Here is a 24,413-nt window from a genome sequence, read left to right on the forward strand (position 1 = left end):
CCCCGCTTTTATCTTAGAACCGCTAGATGTATCGCGTTCTAGTTCTGCGACTCAGCGTTGTGCAGATGACGAGCCGCCTCAGCAATCGAGCCGGACAGCGAAGGATAGACGTTGAAGGTCTCAGCAATATCATCCACATGCAGCTTGTTATCAATAGCGAGTGCAATGGAAAAGATAAGTTCGGACGCACGCGGACCCACAACCACACCGCCAATGACAGTTCCCGAATGCTTGCGGGCAAAAATTTTCACAAAACCATCTTTGACCGCCATCATCTTGGCGCGAGCGTTAGTGGTCAATGACATCATGACCATATCTGCTTGGTATTTGCCTGAGGCTATTTCTGCCTCGCTGACACCCACCGTTGCGATTTCAGGGGAGGTAAAGATGTTCGATGCCACCAAGTGAGTACGCAAAGGCTTCACCGAATCACCCATCATGTGCGCAATAGCCACACGCCCCTGCATACCTGCCACCGAAGCCAGCGGGTAGACTCCGGTACAGTCACCGGCAGCGTAGATGTTAGGAATGTTGGTACGCGAAACGCGGTCAACGGAAATATGACCTGATTCGGTCGTCTCCACTCCAGCCGCTTCCAAGCCCAGGTTCTCCGTATTGGGGATAGAACCCACGGCAATGAGCACGTGGGAGCCGGACACTTTTCGCCCGTCGCTCAACGTAACAATCACGCCTTCGCCGTCCTCGGTATATTCCGCCGATTCAGCACGCGAGCGCGGCATGACCTTCACTCCGCGGCGGTCAAAAACGTTCTCCAGAACCTTCGCGGCGTCTTCGTCCTCGCCAGGAAGCACCTGATCACGCGAAGAAATCAGCGTGACGTCTGAACCTAAGCCATTGTAGGCTGAGGCGAATTCGGCACCGGTCACACCTGAACCCACCACGATCAGTTTTTCGGGGACTTCTTCGAGGTTGTAGAGCTGAGTCCAGTTCAAGATGCGGTGGCCGTCTGGCTTAGCCGTAGCTAGCTCGCGAGGATGGGTACCCACCGCCAGCAAAATGTAGGCAGTCTCTAGCTGGTACACCAGGCCTTCGGAGTCGGTCACCTCAACGGTGTGCTCATCTACGAGCTTTCCGCGACCTTTAATTACCTTGATGCCGCTACGCTCCAGCGTGCGCTTAATATCCGCAGACTGAGACTCTGCCAAGCGAAGCAAACGCTGGTTCACCTTGGTCATGTCCACATGAGGGGTCTGCAAAGAACCACGCTCGCCCAGGGTAATCCCCAAATCAGCCGCTTCAGAGATACGCGCCATCAAATCTGCTGATGCGATGAGGGTCTTTGAGGGAACGACGTCGGTCAAAACCGCCGAGCCGCCAAAACCTTTGTCTTCGATAATGGTGACGTCTGCACCGAGCGAGGAAGCTACCAGTGCAGCTTCGTATCCGCCGGGGCCTCCGCCGAGAATAATAATTTTGTGCGATGCATAATCTGTTTTAAGAGTCACATGTTCATTCTCTGCTAGATATGAAAATGGTTCAAATGAATACCGGGCAAAAGTGCCTTTCTTTACCTCCCGCATCAGGTTTTTGGTAGGTTAGGCATGTGATGACACAGAAAAATTTGGACGCCGCTGGCCTCCCCACACACCATGAGGACTACCCCGCAAACGCTCTAGCGCAAGAAGCTGCAGCCTATATTGCTGAAGCAACGGGAGTTGACCACCACGATATTGCACTGACATTAGGCTCCGGCTGGGGTGAGGCTGCCTCTCTCATCGGTGAGACTACCCACGAGATCTCCGCGGACCTGGTTCCCGGTTTTCACAAATCTGCGGTTGCTGGGCATCCAGGCATTCTCTCCTCTATTCTGACTCCTTCGGGCAAACGCGCTCTGGTCATCGGCGCACGTACTCACTTTTATGAAGGTCGAGGCGTTGACGCCGTCGTCCACGGTGTTCGGACTGCCGCAGCAGCCGGCGTCAAAACCATGATTTTGACCAACGGATGTGGCGGACTTAACCCCGACTATGAACCGGGCATGCCAGTGCTCATTTCAGACCACATCAACGCCACAGCGACTTCTCCTTTGCAGGGTGCACATTTTGTGGATCTCACCGACTTGTACTCACCACGAATCCGCGAAATCGCACGCAACGTTGATTCGTCGTTGCTCGAAGGCGTTTACTATCAGACCTCCGGCCCCCACTACGAAACTCCAGCAGAAATTCGCATGATGCGCACTCTCGGCGCTGATTTGGTGGGCATGTCCACTGCGCTTGAGGCGATTGCCGCACGTGCTGCCGGACTAGAAGTTTTCGGTATTTCTTTGGTGACCAACATGGCTGCTGGTATTCAACAGACCTCCCTCAATCACGAAGAAGTAATCCAGGCAGGTAAGGACGCCGGTCCACGTATCTCGCAACTGCTCGCATCCATCATCGAGCAACTTTAAGGTTGCTGGCTTCACCAGTTAGCTAATTTTTATTTACAGTCAAGGGGAAAAAATGACTACCGCTTCACAGCTCTTAGAGCAGGCACAGCATTGGATGAGTATCGATCCTGATGAGCAAACTCGCACGCAGCTTCAGGACATCGTTGACCGCGTTGCCGCAGGTGACGATGCCGCTCTCGCCGACCTCAGCGACCGTTTCTCGGGAACGCTACAGTTCGGTACTGCCGGACTTCGCGCAGAACTAGGCGCCGGTCCTATGCGCATGAACCGGGTTGTTGTTCGCCGCGCAGCAGCAGGACTAGCCGCCTATGCCAACGAGCGCGCAACCGCCGAGAACTGGGATAAAATCACCGCCGTCGTCGGCTACGATGCCCGCTACAACTCCGATATTTTTGCAGAAGAAACGGCGGCAATCTTTGAAGCCGCAGGGATTCATACCCAGCTCATGCCTTCTGCCCTCCCCACCCCTGTGCTGGCGTGGGCAACCCGCGAATACAAAGCGGAAATCGGTGTAATGGTCACTGCCTCCCACAACCCGCCGAACGACAATGGATACAAGGTGTACCTCGGCGGCAACGCGGTGGAAGAGCACGCTTCAGGCGCTCAAATCGTTCCGCCCTTCGACGGCGAGATTGCCGGGCACATCTCACGAATCAGCGATTCCACCATTACCCTCGCTAAATCCGGCTGGGACATTCTGCCCGAAACAGTGGCAGATGACTATACCTCCCGCATCGGTGAGCTCACCGAACAGACAGAACGCAACTTGAGCATCATCTACACCCCCATGCACGGCGTCGGCGGAAAAACCATGCTGGAAGTTCTGAACAACGCAGGTTTTGAGACGGTAGCACCCGTTGAAGAGCAGTTTGCGCCAGACCCCACGTTCCCCACGGTCTCCTTCCCCAACCCCGAAGAACCTGGCGCTCTCGATTTGGCATTTGCGCTCGCTCAAGAACGTGATGCAGATTTGATTATTGCCAATGACCCCGACGCCGACCGCGCCGCATTTGCTGTCTATGACCCGGCAGTGTCCACGTGGCGTCAGCTACGCGGCGATGAGATTGGCTCGCTCCTGGGCGTCGCTATGATTCAGCGCTTAGGCGATATTTCAGCGCTGAGCCCCGCTCCGGTTTTCGCAAACTCTATCGTTTCCTCCCGCCAGCTCGGTGCTATCGCCCGTGCTGCTGGCATTACCCACTATGAAACTCTCACCGGATTCAAGTGGATTGCCCGCATTCAGAACCTTGCCTACGGTTACGAAGAGGCAATTGGCTACAGCGTGGCACCTGAAGCGGTGAAAGATAAAGACGGCATCTCAGCAGGTCTGATGGTTTCGCTCTTTGCCCAGCAACTCAAAAACGAAGGTTCATCCCTAGTTGAGGTCCTGGATCAGATTTCTCGGGACTACGGTGTGTTTGCCACTGACCAGGTATCCATTCGTGTGGAGGACCTCTCGTTGATTGGCACTATGATGGGCTCGCTCCGCCTGAACGTCCCGGCAACCCTAGGCGGCTCTGCAGTCACCGAAACGGTTGATTTGACTGCAGGTAGTGAGAACTTGCCACCCACCGAAGGAATGCTCTTCCTCACCGAAGACAATTCGCGCGTCATTGTTCGCCCCTCCGGCACCGAGCCCAAACTCAAGTGCTACCTCGAAGTAATCCGCCCCGTTGCAGAAGGTGACGATCTGAAGCAGGCGCGCAAGCAAGCGCAAGAACAGCTGGGCAAAATCGCCGACGACATACGCGCAGCTCTTGGTCTATAAGACACATAAAGAATGAAAGAAGAAATCATGGCTGAACTCTCCCGTGAAGAACTCGCGGCAATGATTGACCACACCATCTTGGCACCGAATGCCTCTGAAGCTGACGTACGCCGTCTGTGCGGCGAGGCAAAAGAATTTGGCTTTGCCTCGGTGTGTGCAAACCCCGTGTGGGCTTCCGTTTTGGCAGATGAGCTACAGGGCTCGGCTGTACTGGCATGTGTCGTAGTGGGCTTCCCCTTCGGCGCATCCGCCACCGAGGTCAAAGCGTTTGAAGCAAAAACTGCAGTAGCCGCAGGTGCGCAAGAGGTCGATATGGTCATCAATATTGCCTCTGCAATTGCAGAAGATCGCGACGCCCTGGTTGCTGATATTTCAGCTGTCGCCCAGGCATGCCACGACGGCGCAGCAAAGCTGAAGGTCATTATTGAAACTTCTGAGTTGACCGACGCGCAGAAGGTTCTTGCATGTGAAGCGGCAGTTGAAGCAGGTGCCGACTTTGTGAAAACTTCCACCGGTTATTCTTCCTCCGGTGCTACCGCTGCCGATATTGCTCTGATGCGCAAGACTGTGGGGCCGGATATTGGTGTGAAAGCATCCGGCGGCGTCCGTACCCGCGAGCAAGCTCTGGAAATGATTGAAGCAGGAGCCAACCGTATTGGTGCTTCAAAGGGTATAACGATTATTGGTGCAGGCGAAGCGTCCGAGGGCTCCTACTACAAGGCCCGCTAAATTCTGGCAGAAGTAGAGGGGTGGGGAAATTTTATTAACACATCGTGCATAAGATTTCCCCACCGCCTATACTGGACAGTAAACACATACATTCCCCGTCTTTGAACGGGTACCTGATGGAGAGCATTGATGGCACATACCAATCAGCAAGATGCACAAGAACGTTCAAACGTGGAGTCTTTCGGCATGCAACGCGGCGCAGATAACCCTCGCGGTCCCCAGCACTCAGGCGAAGGTCGGCTCGGTGAAAACATCCTGCTGTTCGTCATTGCTATGGCTATTTTTGTCTTCGGCATTTTCACGCTAGGCTTCTACCCCGATGGCGGCTGGATGGTCTGGACTGGCTCCGTTGTTTTGATGATGGTCTCTTGGTTCGCTTCTTTCCACTTGCTTTCTTCCAAAACTAACAACCACACTGCGCAGAATAGCACTGATTTGAACCTGCTCTAATTCTTTAGATTCAGTCCATAAATAAAAGGTCCGCTTCTCTCATAGGTGAGAGAAGCGGACCTTTTGCTGTACCCTTCTAGCTTTCGAAGATCGCCTTGAGGAAATCGCTGGTCCACTCAACCATGGCTTCGTCTTGGAGGTCTTTGCCGCCTACGCGCGCCGTCTTGGGCCGAGGAACTAGAATCTGCCACCGTTCGGTACCGGGAACCTGCTTGTGCAAAGAACCGGGGTACATTCTCGTAAGTCTCATCTGTTTGGAGTCTGGAAGATCGTTGACGGGATAGAAACGAACCTTAGGCCCCATCGCAACGATTTCTTTGATACCAGCAGCGCGAGCGCGCAGACGCAGGGAAGCGATACGGAAAAGATTTTCGGTAGCTTCCGGCACTTCACCGTATCGGTCCACCAACTCTTCGTGTGCCTCGGCGAGTTCCTTTTCGGTGAGTGCCTGGGCAATTTGCCGGTAGGCAGCCAAACGCAGACGTTCGGAGGAAACGTATTCGTGCGGTAAGTGGGCATTGACCGGTAGATCTACCTTGATTTCTGCCGGTGCGGCGTCGTCGTTCTCCCCGCGGAAATTAGCCACCGCTTCACCGACCAAGCGTAGGTAGAGGTCAAACCCCACGCCGGCAATATGACCGGATTGTTCGCCGCCGAGCAGGTTGCCTGCGCCGCGAATTTCAAGGTCTTTCATGGCAAGCTGCATGCCTGCGCCCAGTTCATTGTGGGTTGCCACAGCTTTGAGACGTTCGAGGGCGACTTCACCGAGCATTTTGTCTGAGGGATAGAGGAAGTAAGCATATGCGCGTTCGCGTCCACGCCCCACTCGACCGCGCAACTGGTGAAGCTGCGAGAGACCGTAGTTTTGTGCCTGATCCACAATCAAGGTGTTGGCGTTAGAAATATCCAAGCCAGTTTCAACGATGGTGGTACAGACCAAAACATCGAACTTTCGTTCCCAGAAATCAACGATAATCTGCTCTAGTCGGGATTCACTCATCTTGCCGTGTGCCACCGCAATTCGAGCTTCGGGAACCATCTGCTGCAACTCCCCCGCTACTCGTTCAATCGATGAAACACGGTTATGCACGAAGAAAACCTGGCCCTCACGCATGAGTTCACGGCGAATCGCTGCAGAAATCTGCTTGTCGGTTCGAGCACCCACATAGGTAAGAACCGGGTGGCGTTCCTCTGGGGGTGTAGCCAAGGTAGAGGTTTCGCGAATGCCGGTCAGCGACATTTCCAGGGTACGAGGAATCGGGGTAGCGGACATCGCGAGAACATCCACGTTAGTTCGCATTTGCTTGAGTTTTTCCTTGTGTTCAACGCCGAACCGCTGCTCTTCGTCAATAATAACCAGACCCAGGTCTTTGAACTGGGTGCTCTGCGAGAGAATACGGTGGGTGCCGATTACCACGTCTACCGAGCCGTTTTTAATACCTTCGAGTGTTTCTTCAGATTCTTTCTTTGTTTGGAAACGAGAGAGAACGCGCACACGAACGGGGAACCCCGAAAAACGCTCATTGAAAGTTTCATAATGCTGCTGCGCCAGCAAAGTAGTGGGCACAAGCACCGCAATCTGCTTGCCATCTTGCACCGCTTTGAAAGCAGCGCGCACAGCAATTTCTGTTTTGCCATACCCAACATCGCCCGAGATGAGGCGGTCCATGGGAACTTCCCGTTCCATATCCGCTTTAACATCATTGATGGCTGAGAGTTGGTCAGGTGTTTCGTTGTAAGGGAAGGCTTCTTCGAGCTCGTGCTGCCAGGGCGTATCCTGCCCGAAGGAGTGCCCGCGCGAGGCTTGCCTCGCCGAATATAGCTTGATGAGGTCAGCGGCAATCTCTTTGACTGCCTTGCGAGCGCGGGATTTGGTTTTCGCCCAGTCTGAGCCACCCATTTTTGAGAGAGTCGGGGCGTCGCCACCCACGTAATTTGAGACCTGGTCTAGCTGGTCGGTGGGTACAAACAGGCGATCTTTTGCCCCGCCTCGTTTTGATGCCGCATACTCCAAGACCAGGTACTCTTTCATTGGTTTAGGCTGACCGGGTTTAATGGTCGCACCGGCGATGGGGCGCTGGACTAGCTCAACGAACTGACCGATACCGTGTTGTTCATGTACTACAAAGTCACCGGTCTTGAGTGACATCGGATCCACCGCATTTTTACGACGACGCACAGGTAGCTTGGTGCTACGAGCATCGCGCGAGGTGTAGGCAGAGGATCTCCCCAAAATATCTGCTTCGGTGAAGAACGCAATTTTGGCGCTCTCCAGCACGAAACCTTTACCTGCTGAGGCTGTAGTCAACTCGACGATGCCCGGCTCAGGTTCGTTTTCCAAGGAGTCGACGCGGGCAGCGGGGATTTCGGCGTCCTGGAAAACTGTTAGCAACCGGGTTAAAGAACCAGGGCCGTCGGTTACAGCGATAACCTGCCAATTTTCGCGAACTTTGTTCTTCACCTCATCGAGCAATTCGCTAACGTTACCTGCGAATGCATGAGGTACTCGCGCATCTATGGTGAGCGAATCAACCCCGTCATCAATAGCATCGTCTACCCCCAGCGCGGTCATACCCCACCAGCCGAGGTTGCGGTCCAATGCCGTCTTCCGCACATCCGCCACCGACCGGAACGCACCGGCGGCGAATCCTGCGGCGTTTTGTCCGAGATCAATAGGCGCGCTGGAATCGTCGGCAGCAGATTCCCATGCGGCTAGCAAAAACTCTTCGTTGGTTGCTACCAGATCAGCTGCACGAGTGCGTACTTTCTCGGGTTCTAGAACGATAGGAAGTGAACCTGCGGGCAGAATTTCCAGGAGCGTGACCATGTGTTCAACCAGAAGCGGAGTCAGCGATTCCATGCCTTCGGTATAAATGCCGCCGGCAATTTTTTCGAGCATGGCGGCAGCCCCAGGAAAGTCTCCTTTGAGTCGTGCTGCCCGGGACATCACATCGGGAGTAATAAGAAGTTCACGGCAGGGTGGTGCTGTGATTGAGTCGGGTTGCTCGCCCTGGTTGAGCGTGCGTTGATCCGCGACGGAGAACCACCGGATGTTTTCAATTTCATCACCGAAAAATTCAATACGCACCGGGTGATCTGCCACAGGAGAAAAGACATCCAAAATACCACCGCGCACGGCAAATTCGCCGCGTTTTGACACCAAGTCTACCCGCGAATATGCGGCGTCTGAGAGGTCTTTGACCACGGAATCAAAGTCCCGCTCCTGCCCTACTTTGAGCGTGACAGGTTCCATCAGTTCGAGACCGGAAACCATCGGCTGAATCACGGCTCGCACCGGCGAAATGATAATACTGGGAGCCTTGCCACTGGCAAGACGGCGCAGCACCGTCAGCCGCTGACCTACCGTATCGGTGCGCGGTGAAAGACGTTCGTGAGGCAGGGTTTCCCAGGCAGGGAAAAGCGCAATTTCCTCCGCAGGTAAGAAAGATTCGAGGGCAGCGGCAGTATCTTCGGCTTCCCGCTCGGTCGCCACCACCGCTAATATGGTGGAGTTAGTTTCCCCCGCCCGGCGAACCTTCTCAGCAATCTCAGCCAAGAGAACAGGGCGGATGCCGTCCACGGCACCAATCATGAGCTCGCTTGCTCGGGCAGCCAGCGGTTGCGCAGCCGCCTGAGAAACTCGGTCAAAACCTGGTTCGTGGGATAGAAGAGCGGTAAGACCCCGCAGACTCATAAATTGCTTCTTTCTAGCGAAGTATGCCTCAAAATGCTTGTTTATTATCCCATAGCCCGCGGAACAGATGCAGAAAAAACGGGAACTTCTCACCTCTAGCGAAAGTAGAGAAAGCAGCGGATTCAGGTTCCGACACAGACGTTTTGAAACTTCATTCTTTAGTTGTGCTATGTCCCTATTTCATCCGGCAAATTCACTCATTTGGGGCGAATCTAAATAGCATAACCGCCTATCAAACTATCTTTTCGCCCCAAAGTATAACGGCATCATGCTTTTGTCCCCCATGTTCTCCATACAGCCCACAAACGCCGTATTCCACTCAAACACGCGCTCGAAAACTGCAACAATAAGGACTTAGCGCGCAACTTCCTTCGGGGAAATCGGCTTCGCAACCGAGTTCGGGGAAATCGGTTTCGCAACCGAGAAGGAAAGTTCAGCGCTCTTCGCACTTATTGATTTATATGGGGGAATAATGACACGCGCCTTTCCGCGAAAAGCGTTTTCTATCGCAGGCTCTTTTATGATGCTTGGTGCTATTAGTGCACCCATCTCACCTGCAGGCGCAGTAGATAATGCTGCTCAATCATCTACTACCCAGTTCACTGCAGACGGCAAATCAAGTGCCACCGCTGCGGCGTCCTGCTTTGAAATTAAGAAAAACGATCCTGATTCCAAGTCAGGCTCATACTGGCTCTACACCCCTCAGATGGCGGCACCTGCACAGTTCTACTGCGATCAGGAAACTGACGGCGGCGGCTGGGTCATGATTGGTCGCGGACGCCAGGGCTGGAGCACGCAGAACAACGGCATCGGTAACCCAGATTCACTGGCAAGCAACCCCGATGGCACTGATGCCTTCAAACCGGTACAGCTTCCTTCCAACACCGTTGACGCGCTTCTGAATGGCAAAGCTCCCAGCGAGCTGTCTGCCGATGGTCTGCGCATCAAGCGCGCTAACAGCATTGATGGTTCAAAGAACCAAGAAATTCGTTTGCACCGCGATAACATTCAAGACTGGTCCTGGGAATTTACCCAGCCTGCCCACTACAGCAACCTCGTCATCAATGGCGCTGACAACACTGCGTATAAGGCAACCGACCCTTTCGACGGTCGCATCGCGTTGAACTCCACTAACTCAAATTTCAACATCTTCTTTGCAGGTTCAGCCGCTAACCAGTGGAACAACGGTTTTCTCTACGGTCCCCGTGTAACCGGTTCACCAGCAGCGGATTCATATCTCTGGGCGCCGACCGAAGGCGGCGGTTATGCTGCTCCCTTCTCGCAAATGTTCGTTCGCCCCGAAATCACCCAGCAGGATCTCAACCTTAGCCAAATCGGCGATCAGGGCACCGAAGCAAGCACCCGTCGTGCTCTTCCTAACAGCTACTCTGAGAAGGTGAAGTGGCGTACTAGCGACGAAACTGCATCGGGAAGCACCAGCGAACTTCACACCTACGTTCAGGCAATTGAGCAGGTAGGAAACACTGTTTTCACTGCCGGTGACTTCAAGTATGTTGAAAACGCTGATACCGGTGAAAGGGTTGAACAGTCCTACATCGCAGGTTACGACGTCAACACTGGCGAGCTAGTTCGCACATTTATGCCCACTTTCAACGGGCAGATTAAGGCACTGGCTGCACTGCCAGACGGCAAATTAGTTGTAGGTGGCGAATTCACCCAGGTCAACGGCGAAGCTCATAACGGTATCGTCGTGCTTGATCCTGCTACCGGCGCAATCGACCCTTCCTACAAGTGGAATGTTGAAAGCCGTAATGCTAACACCGACGTCAGCGTTCGCTCTTTCGATGTCCAGGGCAACTACCTCTACATCGGTGGCAAGTTCACCCATGTCAAGGGCAGCACCTCTGATACGTACGCATACTCCAAAAATGCAGCCCGTTTCACGCTTAACAACAAGAGCGTGGACTGGAAGTGGCGCCCCAATTTCAATGGTTCACTTACCGGTATCTCCGCTAATGAAGCAGGAACCGACGTCTACGCTTCAGGCTACTTCTCAACTGTGAACGGTGCGCCCGCATTCCGCCTAGCTGACCTCAACACCACTGATGGCAAGCTCGCTCGCGATTGGCAGTGGAAGTCTTCTCACGAGTCGACTAATCCCAGCGCAGGTTTCCAGCTCGATGTGAAAGCCGGCCAGGACACCGTTTGGGTAGGTGGCTCTGAGCACATCATTCACGCCTACAGCCAGAACGATATGCAGCGCGTGAGCTCTTCGATTACCCGCCAGGGTGGAGATTTCCAGGACATCTTAGTCAACAAGGGTACCGTCTACGGTTCATGCCACTGTGGCGACGCCATCTACCAGGGCGCAGATTCCTGGGATTCACCATTCGCTCAAGCTACGGATGTTCATCAAATTCGTCTCACTGCAGCATTTGATGAAGAAACCGGTGAAGTTCTCTCTGACTTCAACCCACAGATTGCTGGCAAGCGTGGTCACGGTATCTGGGAGCAGTTCGTAGATTCAACTGGGACCCTGTGGGTAGGTGGAGATATCAACTCTTCATTGGGGCAGAACGGTACTCAGAAAACTGTGGGCTTCGCTCGATTTGCTCCTCGCGACATCGTAGCTCCTCCCACTCCCACCAATCTTCAGGTAAAGACCACCAACGGCAAGGATCGCTTGACTTGGTCTGGCGTTAACGACGCCGGTACTGTTTACCAGGTTTTGAAGAACGATCGTGTGATTGCCACCGTTCGCTCCACTCAGTTTGAGTTGGAACACGAAGACGGCGCTCGATACTTTGTTCGTGCGATGGATTCATCGGGCAATTACTCCGCTTCAACCCCTGTAGCTACTGCAGCAAAGAGCGAACCGACTGCTCAGCCTACTCCGTCCACTACCGCAAGCCCCTCGGCGCAGCCTTCTCAGAGCCCCACGGAGTCTCCCACCACTGCACCTACGGCTACTGCGGAGCCCTCACCGACTCCTACTGCCGCTACACCCACCGTTGCCCCTACTCAGCAGCCTACGGCTCAGCCGGTAGTTACCGACCCTAAGCCTGTCGACAAGCCTGAGATTATCAAGGGTAACGAAACCGGGCAGAATCACACTGATCCCGCGTCACACACCAGCGTAGGTCAGAAGTAATTTAAGACCTGAGAGCATTGTGCGGAACGTGCCGATACCCTTTCGCTAGTTTTACTTCAGTGAGGTAAATGAGCCGCTCGTTGAAAAATCATTCATGATTTTTCAACGAGCGGCTCATAGCTTTTAAAGCAGAATCTGCCCGCGCATCTGTCATATAGAGCTGGCAACTAAATCAATAGTGTTCTACACAAAGCCCAGAAGCTGTTGATTAGCTCTAGTTGCCGTTCATGTCTTGAGCATTATTTACCGCTCAGTAACCTAAAATGACATTGTCTGTTGCTCCGTACAACCATCGGTTCAAACACACACTTTGAAATCTCTCGCATTTTCCCCATGAGGCTTTATGAAAATTTCACTACGTCAAAAAATGACGACAGCTACCCTAATCGCCTTGAGCGGCATCTCATTAGTAGCTCTTCCAGCACAAGCTGAGCCAGCTACGTCTCCCAAAACGGATGGTCTGAGCAGTGCTACCGCTGCGGCGTCCTGCTATGAAATCAAGCAAAATGATCCCGCCTCAAAATCTGGATCTTACTGGCTTTATACTCCCCAGATGAGCGCCCCTGCCCAGTTTTACTGTGACCAAGAAACCAATGGTGGAGGCTGGGTTATGATCGGCCGCGGTCGTGAAGGCTGGACCGATACCTACGAGGGCAAGGGCAATGAAGCAGATATCGCGGCTAACCCGGATGGTACTGATGCCTTTTCACCCGTTCAGCTTAAATCCACTACCGTGGATGCCCTCCTGAATGGGCAAGCACCCAGCGCCCTAGACGACGGTGTGCGCTTTTACCGTGCCACCGATAAAGCGGGAACAAAATGGCAAAATTCTTACGCTCACCGTGACCAGATTCAGAATTGGTCGTGGGCGCTTTCTTCATGGGCTAACTGGTCCAATATCTCTTTCGATAACGGCCCTACTTCTCCCTGGAGCAAAACCTACCCTGGGACTATGGATCGTATTGCTCAGTACAGCTCTACGGTCAACACCATTCTTTTTGCGGGCAAAGCAGCTCAGAACTGGAATCTCGGTTTCGCCTTTGGTCCTAGTGTTTACGGTGAGAATAACGCAACCTCTTACCTTTGGGGTGCTACTCCCACAGCTGGCAATGCTATTCCTTTCACGCAAGTCTTTCTGCGCCCTAAACTTACTCAGTCCGATCTTAAGTTTGCGGATATTGCAGATTCAGGTACTCCGGCAAATACCCAGCATGCCCTGCCCAACAGTTATTCAGAAAAGATGCGCTGGCGTACTTCCAATGAAACTGGAACTGGCGTAGTGGGTGAGCACAACACCCTGGTACAAGCTTTCGGACAGGTCGGAAATACTGTGTTCGTTGGTGGCGACTTTAAGAATCTGGTGAGCGCTGACGGCGAAGTAGTGAATCAGCAATTCTTAGCTGGTTTTGATGTTAATACCGGTGAGTTGGTACGCGGTTTTACCCCCACCTTTAACGGGCAGATTAAAAACGTCATTGGTTTGCCCAACGGCAAGTTGGCAGTGGGCGGCGAATTCACTGAGGTCAACGGTAAACCAGCAGCCGGGTTAGTGCTGCTTGATCCGGCAACAGGTGTCACTGACACTTCGTGGAACATCGGATTAGAAAACCGAAATACTGGCGGAGTCGTAGCAGTAAATACTCTTGATGTTCAAGGCAACTACCTCTATGTAGGTGGAACCTTTACGCATGCCCGCGGCAATACGTCATCAGTTGCCGCATATTCTAAGAACGCAACCCGGTTCCGCTTGGATAACGGCGGGGTGGACTGGACGTGGCGCCCTTTGTTCAATGGAACGGTCAACGGTATCAATGCCTCCGCAGATGGCAAGCAAGTCTTTGCAGCCGGATATTTTTCTACGGTGGGCACGGAGTCAGCGTTTCGCCTCGCCTCGCTGAACACAGTGGATGCCAAGCTGACAGCGCAGTGGAACTGGAAGCCCAGCTTCGAGGAGGCACGCACTCCAGAGTGGAGCTATCAATTTGATGTTCAGGATGTCGGAGGATCAGTCTGGACCGGCGGAACAGAGCACCTGATTTCCCAATACACAAAAGATAATTTCACTCGTCTTTCTAGCTCCATCACCAAAGACGGCGGAGATTTCCAGGATTTGAGCTACCACAACGGAGTTGTTTTCGCAGGATGCCACTGCGGCGATGGTATGTACCAGGACGCAGACTCGTGGAAGAACGCCTGGAATCAAGCAACCAATGTGCAACAGATTCGTTTGATGGGTGCTTGGGATGCGGAAACAGGTAAATACCTCCCCCAGTTCAACCCGCAACTCAAAGGCTTTCATGGCAACGGCGTCTGGGAATCTTTCACTGATTCAAACGGTGTGTTGTGGGCAGGTGGCGATATCGCCACTTCACTCGGTGCTTATGGGGTGCAGAATACTGTAGGTTTTGCCCGATTTGCTCCTCGGGATTCAGCAGCTCCTATGGTTCCTACAAATCTTCAAGTTTCCGTTGATAACGCAACAGATAAATTGAGCTGGACAAAGAGTGCTGAAAGCGGTGTTGTCTACCAAATTATTCGAGATAACCGTGTGGTGGGCTCGACCTCTGAATCAACTTTCTCTCTGAATCATCAGGACGGAGCACGCTACTTTGTCCGTGCAATGGATAGTGCGGGGAACATCTCAGCTTCTACGCCAGTGGTTCTCTCTCCCGTCACACCGTCAACCCCAGCAACTCCTACTCCCGAGATCATTTCTCAAAAAGTCGTCTCTACCGGAGACCAGTGGCAGTACAAACTCGGTCTAGCTGCTTTAGATTCTTCGTGGAAGGACGTCGCGACGACTGAAACTGGGTGGAGTTCAGGTGTTTCGACGCTGGGCTGGGGTGGTTCTAACTTGGCTACCGTCATCGATCGCGGTGATAAATCACCTATAAGTGTCTATTTCCGTAAAGAAATTTCTGTGAATTCTTTGGACGAAGTCAAGAAGTTTCAGATTAGTACCGTAGCTGACGATGGAGTGGTGGTTTACCTTAACGGGAAGGAAGTGGGGCGTAAGAATATCTCCGCTCAGCAACCTACTTTTACCACATATGCAAACACAGCGCCGTCGCAATCAAGTGCAACTGCCGCTCCTCTTGTAATCGACGTTTCGCCTAATCAACTGGTAGAAGGCCCCAACGTAATTGCGGTTGAAACACACGCGAATTGGCGCAACAGTCCCATTTCATTTGACACTCAAATAGCACTTGATAGAGAAGTGCGTAACCCACAATAGGGACAGCTTATTATCCCCAGGCAAGGGGCTGGTGCGGATACTCTTCGCCAGCCCCTCCACCCAAAATGCTGAATTTTGTAGTCCACATCTCCCACCACAACACATATATGGGTACAAATTGGTGAATGATTATCTGAGGCAACAAATCTAAAATTAGAACAGCTGATTATTTTCCCGGGAAATAATATTTGAGGGAAAAATCGCATCGCTCGCAAGCATAAAAATATTTTGATCCGAAAGACGCTCTCTTCTCATCAAGAGGGCTGAATCGCCACATCACTTTAGAGGCACATATGTACTTAACTCAATATCGCACGCAGAAAAAGCTGGTAGCCCCCGCTGTGCTGTCGGTATCCTTAGTGGCAACGCTTCTTTTAAGCGGTTGCTCCGACAATTCCACTGATTCGGCTCCTGCGGAATCTTCCTCCTCCGCGGCATCGTCGACTTCAGCTTCCGCATCTAGCGCGACCCCCTCCCCCACCACTTCGGCGAGCACCTCACAGAAGGCATCTCCTTCGGCAAATGCTGCCACCTCCAAAGCAGCGGAGAACAAAGAATCAGACTCTGCGGATGCTCCTTCAGAAAACTATGCGGGTGCTGAGGCTCTCTCTTCGGCAAAATCTACTGACCTCTCGAACGAGCAAGTCACTAAGACTCAAGACCTTTATTCTTCTTACGAAAAAGTACTCACTGCTGTAGGAACTGTAGAAGTTAAATCGGACAAGGAAAGCGACTCAGCGAGTAGCGCCAAGGAAGATAACACCAATACCCCGAACCTTGCTCTGGATGATAAAACAGTCTCCGACATTGAAAAGGTCTCCACCGGTAGCGCTAGCGATGAATTTTCCGCTAACGCCCTGGAATTTGGAACCAATGACTGGAAGCAGGAGGGGACCTCTAAAATCGTAGGTGAGCCCAAAGTTGCTGATTCAAAGTACAACGGTGCTCCCGCGAAGGTTCTTGAAGTTTGCATCGATTCATCCGATGTAAAGGTCAAAGACAGCGCTGGCAACACGCTAACCGACCCCAATACCCCCAAAAAATCACTCAACATCTTCACTCTTGTTGAAGATAACGGCAGCTGGAAAATTGCCTCCCACGATTTTCCCAATAACCCGGATTGCTAAAGAATTATGAAAAAAATATCACTCGCACGCTCGGTAGCAGCCTCTGCAGCAGCATTCGCCTTGGGCGCTTCGCTGTTGCCGCTGACCGTAGCGCAGGCAGCACCCACCGTCGATGGTTCTTCCAGCGATAAAGCGGCAGCATCCTGCTATGAAATCAAGAAAAATGACCCTTCTTCAAAATCGGGCTCTTATTGGCTGTACACCCCTGCCATGGAAGCTCCTGAGCAGTTTTACTGCGACCAGGAAACTGACGGCGGCGGCTGGGTTCTGATTGGCCGCGGCCGTGAAGGCTGGAGCGAAGAATACGCCGGCAAGGGCAAGGCTGCTGACCTAGCATCTAATCCCGATGGCACCGACGCTTTCACGCCCGTTCAGCTCCCTTCTGATACCGTCAACGGCTTACTCGATGGCAAGTCCCCCTCTGACCTCAAAGACGGTGTTCGCTTTAAGCGCGCTGCCAACACTGATGGTTCTGCATGGCAGGAAGTCCGTGCGCACCGCGATCGTACCAACCGCTGGTCATGGGCACTACAGGGCTACGCTTCCTGGTCCAATATTTCCTTTGATAACCCCGCAGGCTACGACGGCGACGCAAGCTACGCTTCAAGCATCGGCCGCGTAGGTAACTGGAACAATCGCATGAATGCGATGTCGTTCACTACAACTGCAGATTTCAACTGGAAGCTTGGATTCAGCTATGGTGCTTACATGACCGGCACTAATTCTGCCAGCTCCTACTTGTGGACTCCTACCGGTCGCTCGGCTATGCCTTTCACCCAGGTTTATGTGCGCCCCACCTTGACCCAGGATGACGCAGGCTTCCAGGATATTCCTGATGCGGGTTGGGGTGCCGAGAAGCAAACCCAGCTTCCCAATAACTACTCCTCCACCATGAAGTGGCGTACCTCCACCGAGTCAGGTACTGGTGCAACTACCGAAATGAACACTCGCGTTCAGGCTATTTCTCAGGTGGGTAACACAGTCTTTACCGGTGGCGATTTCAAGAACGTTGTCAGCCGCTCTGGTGAAGTAGTCGATCAAGGTTACCTCGCTGGATTCGACCTAGATACCCAGGAATTAGTCCGCGGCTTCACACCAAAGTTCAACGGTCAGATCAAGGCTGTTGAAGGTCTCTCCAACGGCAAGCTTGCTGTAGGTGGTGAATTCACCGAGGTCAATGGTGAGCCGGCTGCAGGTTTTGTTGTGCTTGATCCCGCCACCGGTCAAATTGATCATACTTTTGATTGGAAGGTCGAAAACCGTCTCAGTGGCGCAGCTTCAGTAGTTAAGACCATCCAGGAAAAGAACGGCTACCTCTACATCGGTGGTTCCTTCACCCATGTCAAGGGTGCAACTTCGACAAACTTTGCTTACGCACGTAATGCTTCCCGTTTTGATATAAAGTCAGGCTCTGTGGACTGGAACTGGCGTCCAAACTTCAACGGTACAGTAAACGGTATCTCCGCCGCGGATGACGGCTCAGGCGTATATGCAGCCGGCTACTTCACCACCAATGGCACTGATTCTCAGTACAAGTTGGCGTCTCTTGATCCCACTACCGGCAAGAAGTTGAAGGATTGGAACTGGAAGCTTTCCTACACCAATCCCGCTACCGAAGGTAAGCAGGGATTCCAGTTTGATGTTCAGACCGCTGGGGACACCGTATTTGCCGGTGGCGCTGAGCACCTTCTCGCTCAGTACCGCACGTCAGATATGAGCCGGCTCTCTTCATCCATCACTAAATCAGGTGGCGATTTCCAGGACATCTCCAAGATCGGCGACGTTATTTATGGAGCTTGCCACTGTGGCGACTGGGTCTATGAAGGCGGAGAAACCCACGACGGTCCGTGGAATGAGAACAAGAACATCGATATGATTCGCCTCATTGGCGCATTTGATGCGAAGACCGGTCAGGTTCTGCCTAAGTTCAACCCCATCATCTCCGGTGAAAAGGGTCATGGAATTTGGGAAAGCTTTACTGATTCCAAGGGTAACCTGTGGGTTGGCGGCGACATCACCAAGACCATGGGTGCTTCCGGCGTCCAAAATACCGTTGGTTTCGCTCGCTACACCCCTGCAGACGTTACTCCCGCTGCAGCTCCTTCTAACCTTGCGGTTACTACCGTGGACGGCATAGATAAGTTGACGTGGAAGAGCAATACCTCTGCGGGTACTACTTACCAGGTTCTTCGCAACAACCGCGTCATTGCAACTGTGCCCAAGGGTCAAACCACTTTCGAAATTAAGAATACTGGTGATTCACGGTACTTCGTGCGCTCGGTTGATGATTCCGGTAACTACTCGGAAACTACTCCGGTTGCAGTAGCGACTGCAGCCGCAACTCCGACTGCTGAACCTACTACTCCAGCGCCTACTACCCCGGCACCTACAACAGAGCCTACTGTTGAGCCCACTACCCCGGCACCTACCACTCCCGCGCCCACTACTCCGGCTCCGGTAGTAGAGGACAAGGTGGCAGTTGCCTACGGTGATAACTGGAACTATCAGGTAAGCCCCTGGTTCATCAGCAATACATGGAAGAATTACGACACCACAGTACGTTCCTGGGGTAATGCCGCAACTCCAATGGGTTGGAATGTTCCAAGTCTGAAGACTCAGCTGAATAACACTCCATGGCGCCAGCCTTCCTCCATTTACCTTCGTAAAGAAATCACCATCAATAACCCGGCTGATTACCAGAACCTGGTTCTAAATTACCGTTCAGACGATGGCACTGTTCTCTACGTGAATGGTCAAGAAGTCAAGCGCGACAACATGGCGACTGGAACGATTACTCCTTTCTCACTTGCACGTAGCTCCAAAACCAACGATCAGGGAATCAATTCTCCTCTTGAAGTTAGCATTCCAGCTTCTTCATTGAAGCAGGGTAAGAACGTTATTGCTGTTTCAGTTCATGGCTACCGCCAGTCCAATGCTGGAGTGAGCTTTGATATGCAGGCAACTTTAAAGAAGTAAGCCAATAGCTTCATCAATATTTTATTGGTGAAATGCCAGGCGAAAACAGCGGGTCCAAAAGTTCTGACAAACTTTTGGACCCGCTGTTCTATAGCGATTTCTCTTTTCATCTGAGCACCCAATATAGGGTCGGAAGGTCAGAATAATTCTTCAGGATTCGCCACTTATTTGATGGTGATTACGTACCTAAGTGATGTAGACCGCTCAAAACAGCGCTTCACTAGGCACATAATGCCCCACAAACTCGATTAAATGGAGTTGCTACCGGCTTTCTAACGTGCACATCGGTAGTATTTTGCATACCAATGGGTAATTTACGCCCATACATACTCGCTAACGATAAATACGACCGTATATAAAGGTTATTTCCTTTATCAACGGATCAACATGATGGGTCAAATACACTTGAGTTCGCACCTTAGATCTTCATCTCAGCCAACAGGATTTCGAGATACTCTTGCAGCTTTGGGAGCTGCACAGAAACCAGGGCATGGCGTTCCCGCCTATACCCGCTGGGTAAACCGTCGTTTTGCCCGTTACTTTGCAGCGGCAGCGGTCAAATTTGGAGTTACCCCCAACGGCGTCACCGCCATCAGCTCTGCCCTCTCACTCGTGGGCATCTTAGCGTTGATTTTTCTCGAACCTTCATTCTGGACAGCCCTGTTAGTCGCAGTTTTCTTTGCGTTGGGTTATGCCATGGACTCTGCCGACGGCCAGGTAGCCCGAGTCACCGGAGCATCATCTCCTGCAGGCGAATGGCTCGATCACGTGGTGGATTCCATCCGTACCCCTGCCCAGCATTTGGCAATCCTCGTCGGTTTCATCCGCTTCCAGGATCACTGGCCTGTACACGGCTGGGCTCTGTGGTGGCTTCCTATGGCTTTTGCTGTACTCACCGTTGGCCACTTCATGAGCCAGATTCTCGCGGAGCAGTTGCGCACCAAGCGCAAAACAGCTGCCCCTCCAGCCGGTGGAACCATGCGCTCCTTCATCAACCTACATATGGATGCCGGCACTTTCTGCTGGATCTTCATTTTCTGGGGATGGGGTTGGGGCTTCATCGTGGTCTACGGACTTCTATTCCTGGCTAACTTCGCAACTACAGCGCTCTCAATGCGCCGTAAATTTATTTCACTCTCGCAGCCCGCCCAGGAGGCATAAACATGACTACATCTCAGGTTTCAGCAGTTATTGCAACTATTGGTTCGCGCCCTGAGCTCTTGCGCACCGCCGTCCGCTCCATCTTTGAGCAGGACTACGCAGGTCCCATCGAGGTCATTGTTGTTTTTGACCATGTGGAAATCGATTCGCTCTCCGATTTAGAGATTCCTTCGAACCGCACTTTGAAGACCGTTCTGAACAACGGTCCGCAAGGTCTTGCAGGTGGTCGCAACACTGGTATCTCCACCGCAACCGGTGAATTCATCGGTTTCTGTGACGATGACGATTACTGGTATCCCACCAAAATTCGCAAGCAAATCGAGCTATGGGAAAAGACCCCTGAAGCTTCAGCCATTTCTTCCGGTATTACCGTGCGCTCGGGTGGGCAAGATATTGAACGCCTGGCACCCGCTACCGCAACTTTTGATGACTTCTTGATTTCCCGCATTACCGAGATTCACCCTTCAGCAATGCTTTACCGCCGTGAAGATTTGCTGACTTCTGGCAAAATTGGCCCCGTAGATGAAGATCTTCCGGCGGCTTACGGTGAAGACTACGACTTGTTGTTGCGCGCCACCCGTTTTGGTCCGGTAGCTTCCGTTCCCGAGGCACTCATTTTGGTACTGTGGGATCGCCCCTCCTTCTTTGCCGGTAAATGGCAGTCAATGATTGACGGTCTAACCTACATGTTGCGCAAGTTTCCTGAATTCGAACGTCACCCCAAGGGCGTTGCTCGCATCGCGGGTCAGATTGCGTTTGCGTATGCAGCTTTGGGCAATCGCGAAATGGCTAAGGCGTACGCTAAATCTACCCTCCGTCGCAACCCTGCGCAGTTGCGCGGATGGGCAGCCTATGTTGTTTCCACCGGCGTTATCAAGCCACAGACCCTTCTCGATCTGGTCAACAAAACCGGTCGCGGTCTTTAAGGCGTCTAATGCTTTCCACCCTCTTTATGCCTCAACAGGGCGAACGCTTTGCAAGAAGCTCTGTTGATTCAGCGTATTCAAAGATTCCAGCGTTACCTGCCTGGCCTCTTTATACTCTTCTGTATGGTTTTCCTCTGATCTGGGCTCTTGGCTTGGGTCAGTTTGCCCCTACTATTCTCGCCATCATCATGGTCTTCTATATGGTGGTGCGCAGAAACATCTTGGTCTACAAGACACAGTGGATTTGGTTTGCCCTTATTTTTTGGTGCGTGGTGTCTACAGTATCCCTTCACGGGGGTAGCGATATTTTGGCGTGGGGTCTTCGTTGGGTAAATATTCTCAACGTAGGTATCTACGGCGTGTATTTCTTCAATGCACGTACATCTATCACCAATCAAGGGCTGATGGGCGGTCTCGTCACGGTCTGGTACACCGTGGTGATTTTGGGCTATTTGGCTTTGCTCTTCCCAGAGTTCCGCCTCACTACCCCTATGAGCTTTTTGCTTCCTGGCGGGTTGAAACAGAACGAATTGGTTCGTGACTACGTCATGCCACCGCTGGCTGAAATCCAGTTACCTTGGGGCGCTCCTGAGCCATATATTCGCCCGTCGGCACCGTTTCCTTATGCTAATAGCTGGGGTCTGGCGTTCACTTTCTTGACGCCGGTCGTGATTGCCACCTTGATGGCAGCCGATAAGCTTCGCACCAAAATTATTTTGGGTATCTCCATTATTTTGGGCTTGGTGCCTGCCATCGCTACCAGTAACCGTGGAATGTTCATTGGCTTGGGCATCGCCGTGGTGTATGTAGTGCTTCGCTATGTACTCAGCGGTAACTTGAAAGTCGCTTTCTACTCGGTGGTCGCTGCAGCGCTTGCTGTCGCAGGTCTGTTTGCTTCAGGTGCTATTGCCAAGATTCTTGGCCGCCAGGAATATTCAGATTCTACCGGCGGTCGTGCTTCGCTGTATCAGGCAACGTGGGACGCCGTCATGCAGTCGCCTGTGGTCGGCTACGGCACGTCTCGAATGAATGTATCCATTGGTATTTCTATGGGCACTCAGGGTTACCTGTGGGCTCTGATGTTCTGCTTTGGGTTAGTGGGGCTTGCATTGTTCGTCATCTTCATGCTTTCCTCCATCATCTCCACCTGGGATGTGCAGTCTGCAGCTGGGCTATGGATTCATTCGGTACCTGTCACTGCGATCTGCGTCTTTATCTTCTACAGCTTTGACATTATGCAGATGGCAGCCATGATGCTGTGTCTGACCATGATTATGAGATCTCAAGTTAATGGGGAGGGGATTTAATGCCCTCACTTGCTAAGAGCGGTGCATTTTCATCCCTCTTCGTAGTCTATGGAGCAATCGCGGCGTTCGTCGCTACCTTAGTAGTAACGCACGGGCTAGGCGAAGCTGGCGCGGGTCTATTTTTCCAGGTGATGGCGCTTTTCACGATTGGCACGTCGCTTTCGGTTTTTGGCTCGGACACGGGTTTGGTTCGTACGGTTTCTGCCCAGCGGGCGGTGGGTCGTTACTCGGCAATACCGCGTTTGATTCGTTTTGCGACTATTCCTTCGCTGTGCATTGCTATCGGGCTCACTGTAGTGGCACTCATTTATACTTTGCCGGCACTGACTCCGTCACTAGATCATGACTACCGGGTGGCAGTAATTGTCTCCGCACCGTTCTTGATTGCCGCTGCCGCCATGACAATTTGTTTTGGCGTGCTTCGCGGTCTCAACCGAGTGGTTACTTTTACCGCTCTCCAGAATGTTCTTCTGCCCACTCTGCGCATCTTGGCAGTGTTGCTGGTAGTAAGCATGGCTGGCTCAATGTTGTCTTTGGCACTGGCATGGGCAATTCCTGTGGTGATTGTTGGACTGATCGCCCTGGTTTTGGTTCGCAAATACATGCCGCGCGCTGAAGACGATGTCGCAGAAGGTAGCGTTCCTGCAGAGACCGCCAAAACCTTTTGGGGGTTTAGCGCCGCACGCGGTGTTTCTGCAGTGGTTGAATCCATCCTCGAATGGATCGACGTACTTTTTGTGGCAGCATATGGCGGCGTTGTCGCCTCGGGTATCTACGGCGCCGTCAACCGTATGGTGCGCATGGGCGTGATGGTAGAACACACCGGTCGAATTGTAACCGGCCCCTCTATCAGCGCGGCTATCGCCACCAACGAGTTGGATAAAGCTCGTCGTATCTTTTTAGGAAATACCAGAGCCCTCATCGCAATTGGATGGCCCTTCTACATCACGTTGGCGTTCTTCGGACCTGTTCTCATGACCGTTTTTGGTCAGGGATTCGACCGGGGCGCAGGAATTCTCTGGGTGATCTGCCCTGCCATGATGATTATGATGGCAGCCGGCGGTGTCCAGTCAGTTCTACTGATGAGCGGTAAGTCGCGGTGGCAGCTCTATAACAAGCTGTCCTCGCTGGCTGTTTCGTTCATCCTAAATTTCCTCTTGGTACCTACCTATGGGATTTGGGGAGCAGTAACGGCATGGGCCGCAGCTATTCTGGTGGATACCGCTTTGGCTTCCTATGAAGTTCTGAAATTAGTAGGTATTAGCGCAAAACCCACCGAAATGTTCCCCATCATGCTTGCAGGCGTGGGGGTACCTCTTTTGGGCGCGCTAGGAGTAACTTGGTTCATGGGGATGGGCTGGGTTCAACTCTTTGTCTACGCGGCCATCGTGATTCCGATCTACGGCATCCTGCTCTACGTCTTTAGACACGCGATGGGCGTCGAGATGATTTTCAAATCTCGAAAAAAGAAAAAAAGAATTGGTAAACACTTTGCATCGAAAGAGAGCAACTAAA

General features: G+C 52.5%; 14 protein-coding genes. 12 read left to right on the forward strand and 2 right to left on the reverse strand.

Annotation, left to right across the window (positions count from 1 at the left end):
• Window positions 1-38 precede the first annotated feature (38 nt).
• Complete coding sequence (locus tag ACFR81_RS04890; protein ID WP_068168929.1) at window positions 39-1,466, reverse strand: NAD(P)H-quinone dehydrogenase; 1,428 nt, start codon at window positions 1,464-1,466, stop codon at window positions 39-41.
• Between the two features lie 101 nt (window positions 1,467-1,567).
• On the opposite strand from ACFR81_RS04890, the gene ACFR81_RS04895 reads away from it, so the two are divergent.
• From ACFR81_RS04895 to ACFR81_RS04910, 4 genes are all read left to right on the forward strand, one after another.
• A complete protein-coding gene (locus tag ACFR81_RS04895; RefSeq protein ID WP_343876178.1) occupies window positions 1,568-2,413 on the forward strand; it encodes a purine-nucleoside phosphorylase in 846 nt (281 codons plus the stop codon).
• A 52-nt stretch (window positions 2,414-2,465) separates the two neighbouring features.
• A complete protein-coding gene (locus ACFR81_RS04900; RefSeq protein ID WP_343876177.1) occupies window positions 2,466-4,181 on the forward strand; it encodes a phospho-sugar mutase in 1,716 nt (571 codons plus the stop codon).
• Between the two features lie 27 nt (window positions 4,182-4,208).
• Window positions 4,209-4,910 carry a deoxyribose-phosphate aldolase gene (deoC, locus tag ACFR81_RS04905; protein ID WP_343876176.1) on the forward strand — a complete coding sequence of 234 codons (702 nt, stop codon included), beginning with the start codon at window positions 4,209-4,211 and terminating at the stop codon, window positions 4,908-4,910.
• A 129-nt stretch (window positions 4,911-5,039) separates the two neighbouring features.
• A complete protein-coding gene (locus ACFR81_RS04910) occupies window positions 5,040-5,360 on the forward strand; it encodes a hypothetical protein (protein ID WP_068168938.1) in 321 nt (106 codons plus the stop codon).
• Window positions 5,361-5,436: 76 nt separating this feature from the next.
• Here the strand turns inward: ACFR81_RS04910 and mfd are convergent, their stop codons facing one another.
• Window positions 5,437-9,054, reverse strand: a complete 3,618-nt coding sequence (gene mfd, locus ACFR81_RS04915) for a transcription-repair coupling factor (RefSeq protein ID WP_343876175.1) — start codon at window positions 9,052-9,054, stop codon at window positions 5,437-5,439.
• Window positions 9,055-9,526: 472 nt separating this feature from the next.
• On the opposite strand from mfd, the gene ACFR81_RS04920 reads away from it, so the two are divergent.
• The 8 genes from ACFR81_RS04920 to ACFR81_RS04955 all read left to right on the forward strand — a co-directional run bounded on the left by ACFR81_RS04920 (window position 9,527) and on the right by ACFR81_RS04955 (window position 24,412).
• Window positions 9,527-12,166, forward strand: coding sequence for a fibrinogen-like YCDxxxxGGGW domain-containing protein (locus tag ACFR81_RS04920; RefSeq protein WP_343876174.1), 2,640 nt, complete (start codon window positions 9,527-9,529; stop codon window positions 12,164-12,166).
• Between the two features lie 343 nt (window positions 12,167-12,509).
• A complete protein-coding gene (locus ACFR81_RS04925) occupies window positions 12,510-15,401 on the forward strand; it encodes a fibrinogen-like YCDxxxxGGGW domain-containing protein (RefSeq protein WP_343876173.1) in 2,892 nt (963 codons plus the stop codon).
• Between the two features lie 293 nt (window positions 15,402-15,694).
• The gene (locus ACFR81_RS04930) at window positions 15,695-16,528 is read left to right on the forward strand and encodes a hypothetical protein (RefSeq protein WP_145177084.1); all 834 of its coding nucleotides are present in this window, start codon (window positions 15,695-15,697) and stop codon (window positions 16,526-16,528) included.
• 6 nt (window positions 16,529-16,534) lie between these two features.
• Complete coding sequence (locus ACFR81_RS04935) at window positions 16,535-19,504, forward strand: fibrinogen-like YCDxxxxGGGW domain-containing protein (protein ID WP_343876172.1); 2,970 nt, start codon at window positions 16,535-16,537, stop codon at window positions 19,502-19,504.
• Window positions 19,505-19,894: 390 nt separating this feature from the next.
• Window positions 19,895-20,665 (forward strand): CDP-alcohol phosphatidyltransferase family protein, encoded by a 771-nt coding sequence (locus ACFR81_RS04940; protein ID WP_068172763.1) that lies wholly within the window; start codon window positions 19,895-19,897, stop codon window positions 20,663-20,665.
• A 2-nt stretch (window positions 20,666-20,667) separates the two neighbouring features.
• Window positions 20,668-21,591: a glycosyltransferase family 2 protein gene (locus ACFR81_RS04945; RefSeq protein WP_068172736.1), complete on the forward strand. Its 924-nt coding sequence runs from the start codon at window positions 20,668-20,670 to the stop codon at window positions 21,589-21,591.
• Between the two features lie 8 nt (window positions 21,592-21,599).
• On the forward strand, window positions 21,600-22,898 hold the full coding sequence (locus ACFR81_RS04950; RefSeq protein WP_233126056.1) for an O-antigen ligase family protein: 1,299 nt from the start codon (window positions 21,600-21,602) through the stop codon (window positions 22,896-22,898).
• The gene (locus ACFR81_RS04955; protein ID WP_145177090.1) at window positions 22,898-24,412 is read left to right on the forward strand and encodes an oligosaccharide flippase family protein; all 1,515 of its coding nucleotides are present in this window, start codon (window positions 22,898-22,900) and stop codon (window positions 24,410-24,412) included. Before ACFR81_RS04950 ends, ACFR81_RS04955 begins: the two co-directional genes overlap by 1 nt.
• The last annotated feature ends 1 nt before the right edge of the window (window position 24,413 follow it).

The organism is Rothia amarae (assembly GCF_042677725.1).
GTDB classification, from domain to species: Bacteria; Actinomycetota; Actinomycetes; order Actinomycetales; family Micrococcaceae; genus Rothia; species Rothia amarae.

Bases quoted from the DNA above. Each gene is read 5' to 3' on its own strand.
- deoC (WP_343876176.1), top strand. From the start codon at position 4,209: ATGGCTGAACTCTCCCGTGAAGAACTCGCGGCAATGATTGACCACACC.
- ACFR81_RS04945 (WP_068172736.1), top strand. From the start codon at position 20,668: ATGACTACATCTCAGGTTTCAGCAGTTATTGCAACTATTGGTTCGCGC.
- ACFR81_RS04955 (WP_145177090.1), top strand. From the start codon at position 22,898: ATGCCCTCACTTGCTAAGAGCGGTGCATTTTCATCCCTCTTCGTAGTC.
- ACFR81_RS04900 (WP_343876177.1), top strand. From the start codon at position 2,466: ATGACTACCGCTTCACAGCTCTTAGAGCAGGCACAGCATTGGATGAGT.
- ACFR81_RS04935 (WP_343876172.1), top strand. From the start codon at position 16,535: ATGAAAAAAATATCACTCGCACGCTCGGTAGCAGCCTCTGCAGCAGCA.
- mfd (WP_343876175.1), bottom strand. From the start codon at position 9,054: ATGAGTCTGCGGGGTCTTACCGCTCTTCTATCCCACGAACCAGGTTTT.
- ACFR81_RS04910 (WP_068168938.1), top strand. From the start codon at position 5,040: ATGGCACATACCAATCAGCAAGATGCACAAGAACGTTCAAACGTGGAG.
- ACFR81_RS04930 (WP_145177084.1), top strand. From the start codon at position 15,695: ATGTACTTAACTCAATATCGCACGCAGAAAAAGCTGGTAGCCCCCGCT.
- ACFR81_RS04895 (WP_343876178.1), top strand. From the start codon at position 1,568: ATGACACAGAAAAATTTGGACGCCGCTGGCCTCCCCACACACCATGAG.
- ACFR81_RS04925 (WP_343876173.1), top strand. From the start codon at position 12,510: ATGAAAATTTCACTACGTCAAAAAATGACGACAGCTACCCTAATCGCC.
- ACFR81_RS04950 (WP_233126056.1), top strand. From the start codon at position 21,600: ATGCTTTCCACCCTCTTTATGCCTCAACAGGGCGAACGCTTTGCAAGA.
- ACFR81_RS04920 (WP_343876174.1), top strand. From the start codon at position 9,527: ATGACACGCGCCTTTCCGCGAAAAGCGTTTTCTATCGCAGGCTCTTTT.
- ACFR81_RS04940 (WP_068172763.1), top strand. From the start codon at position 19,895: ATGGGTCAAATACACTTGAGTTCGCACCTTAGATCTTCATCTCAGCCA.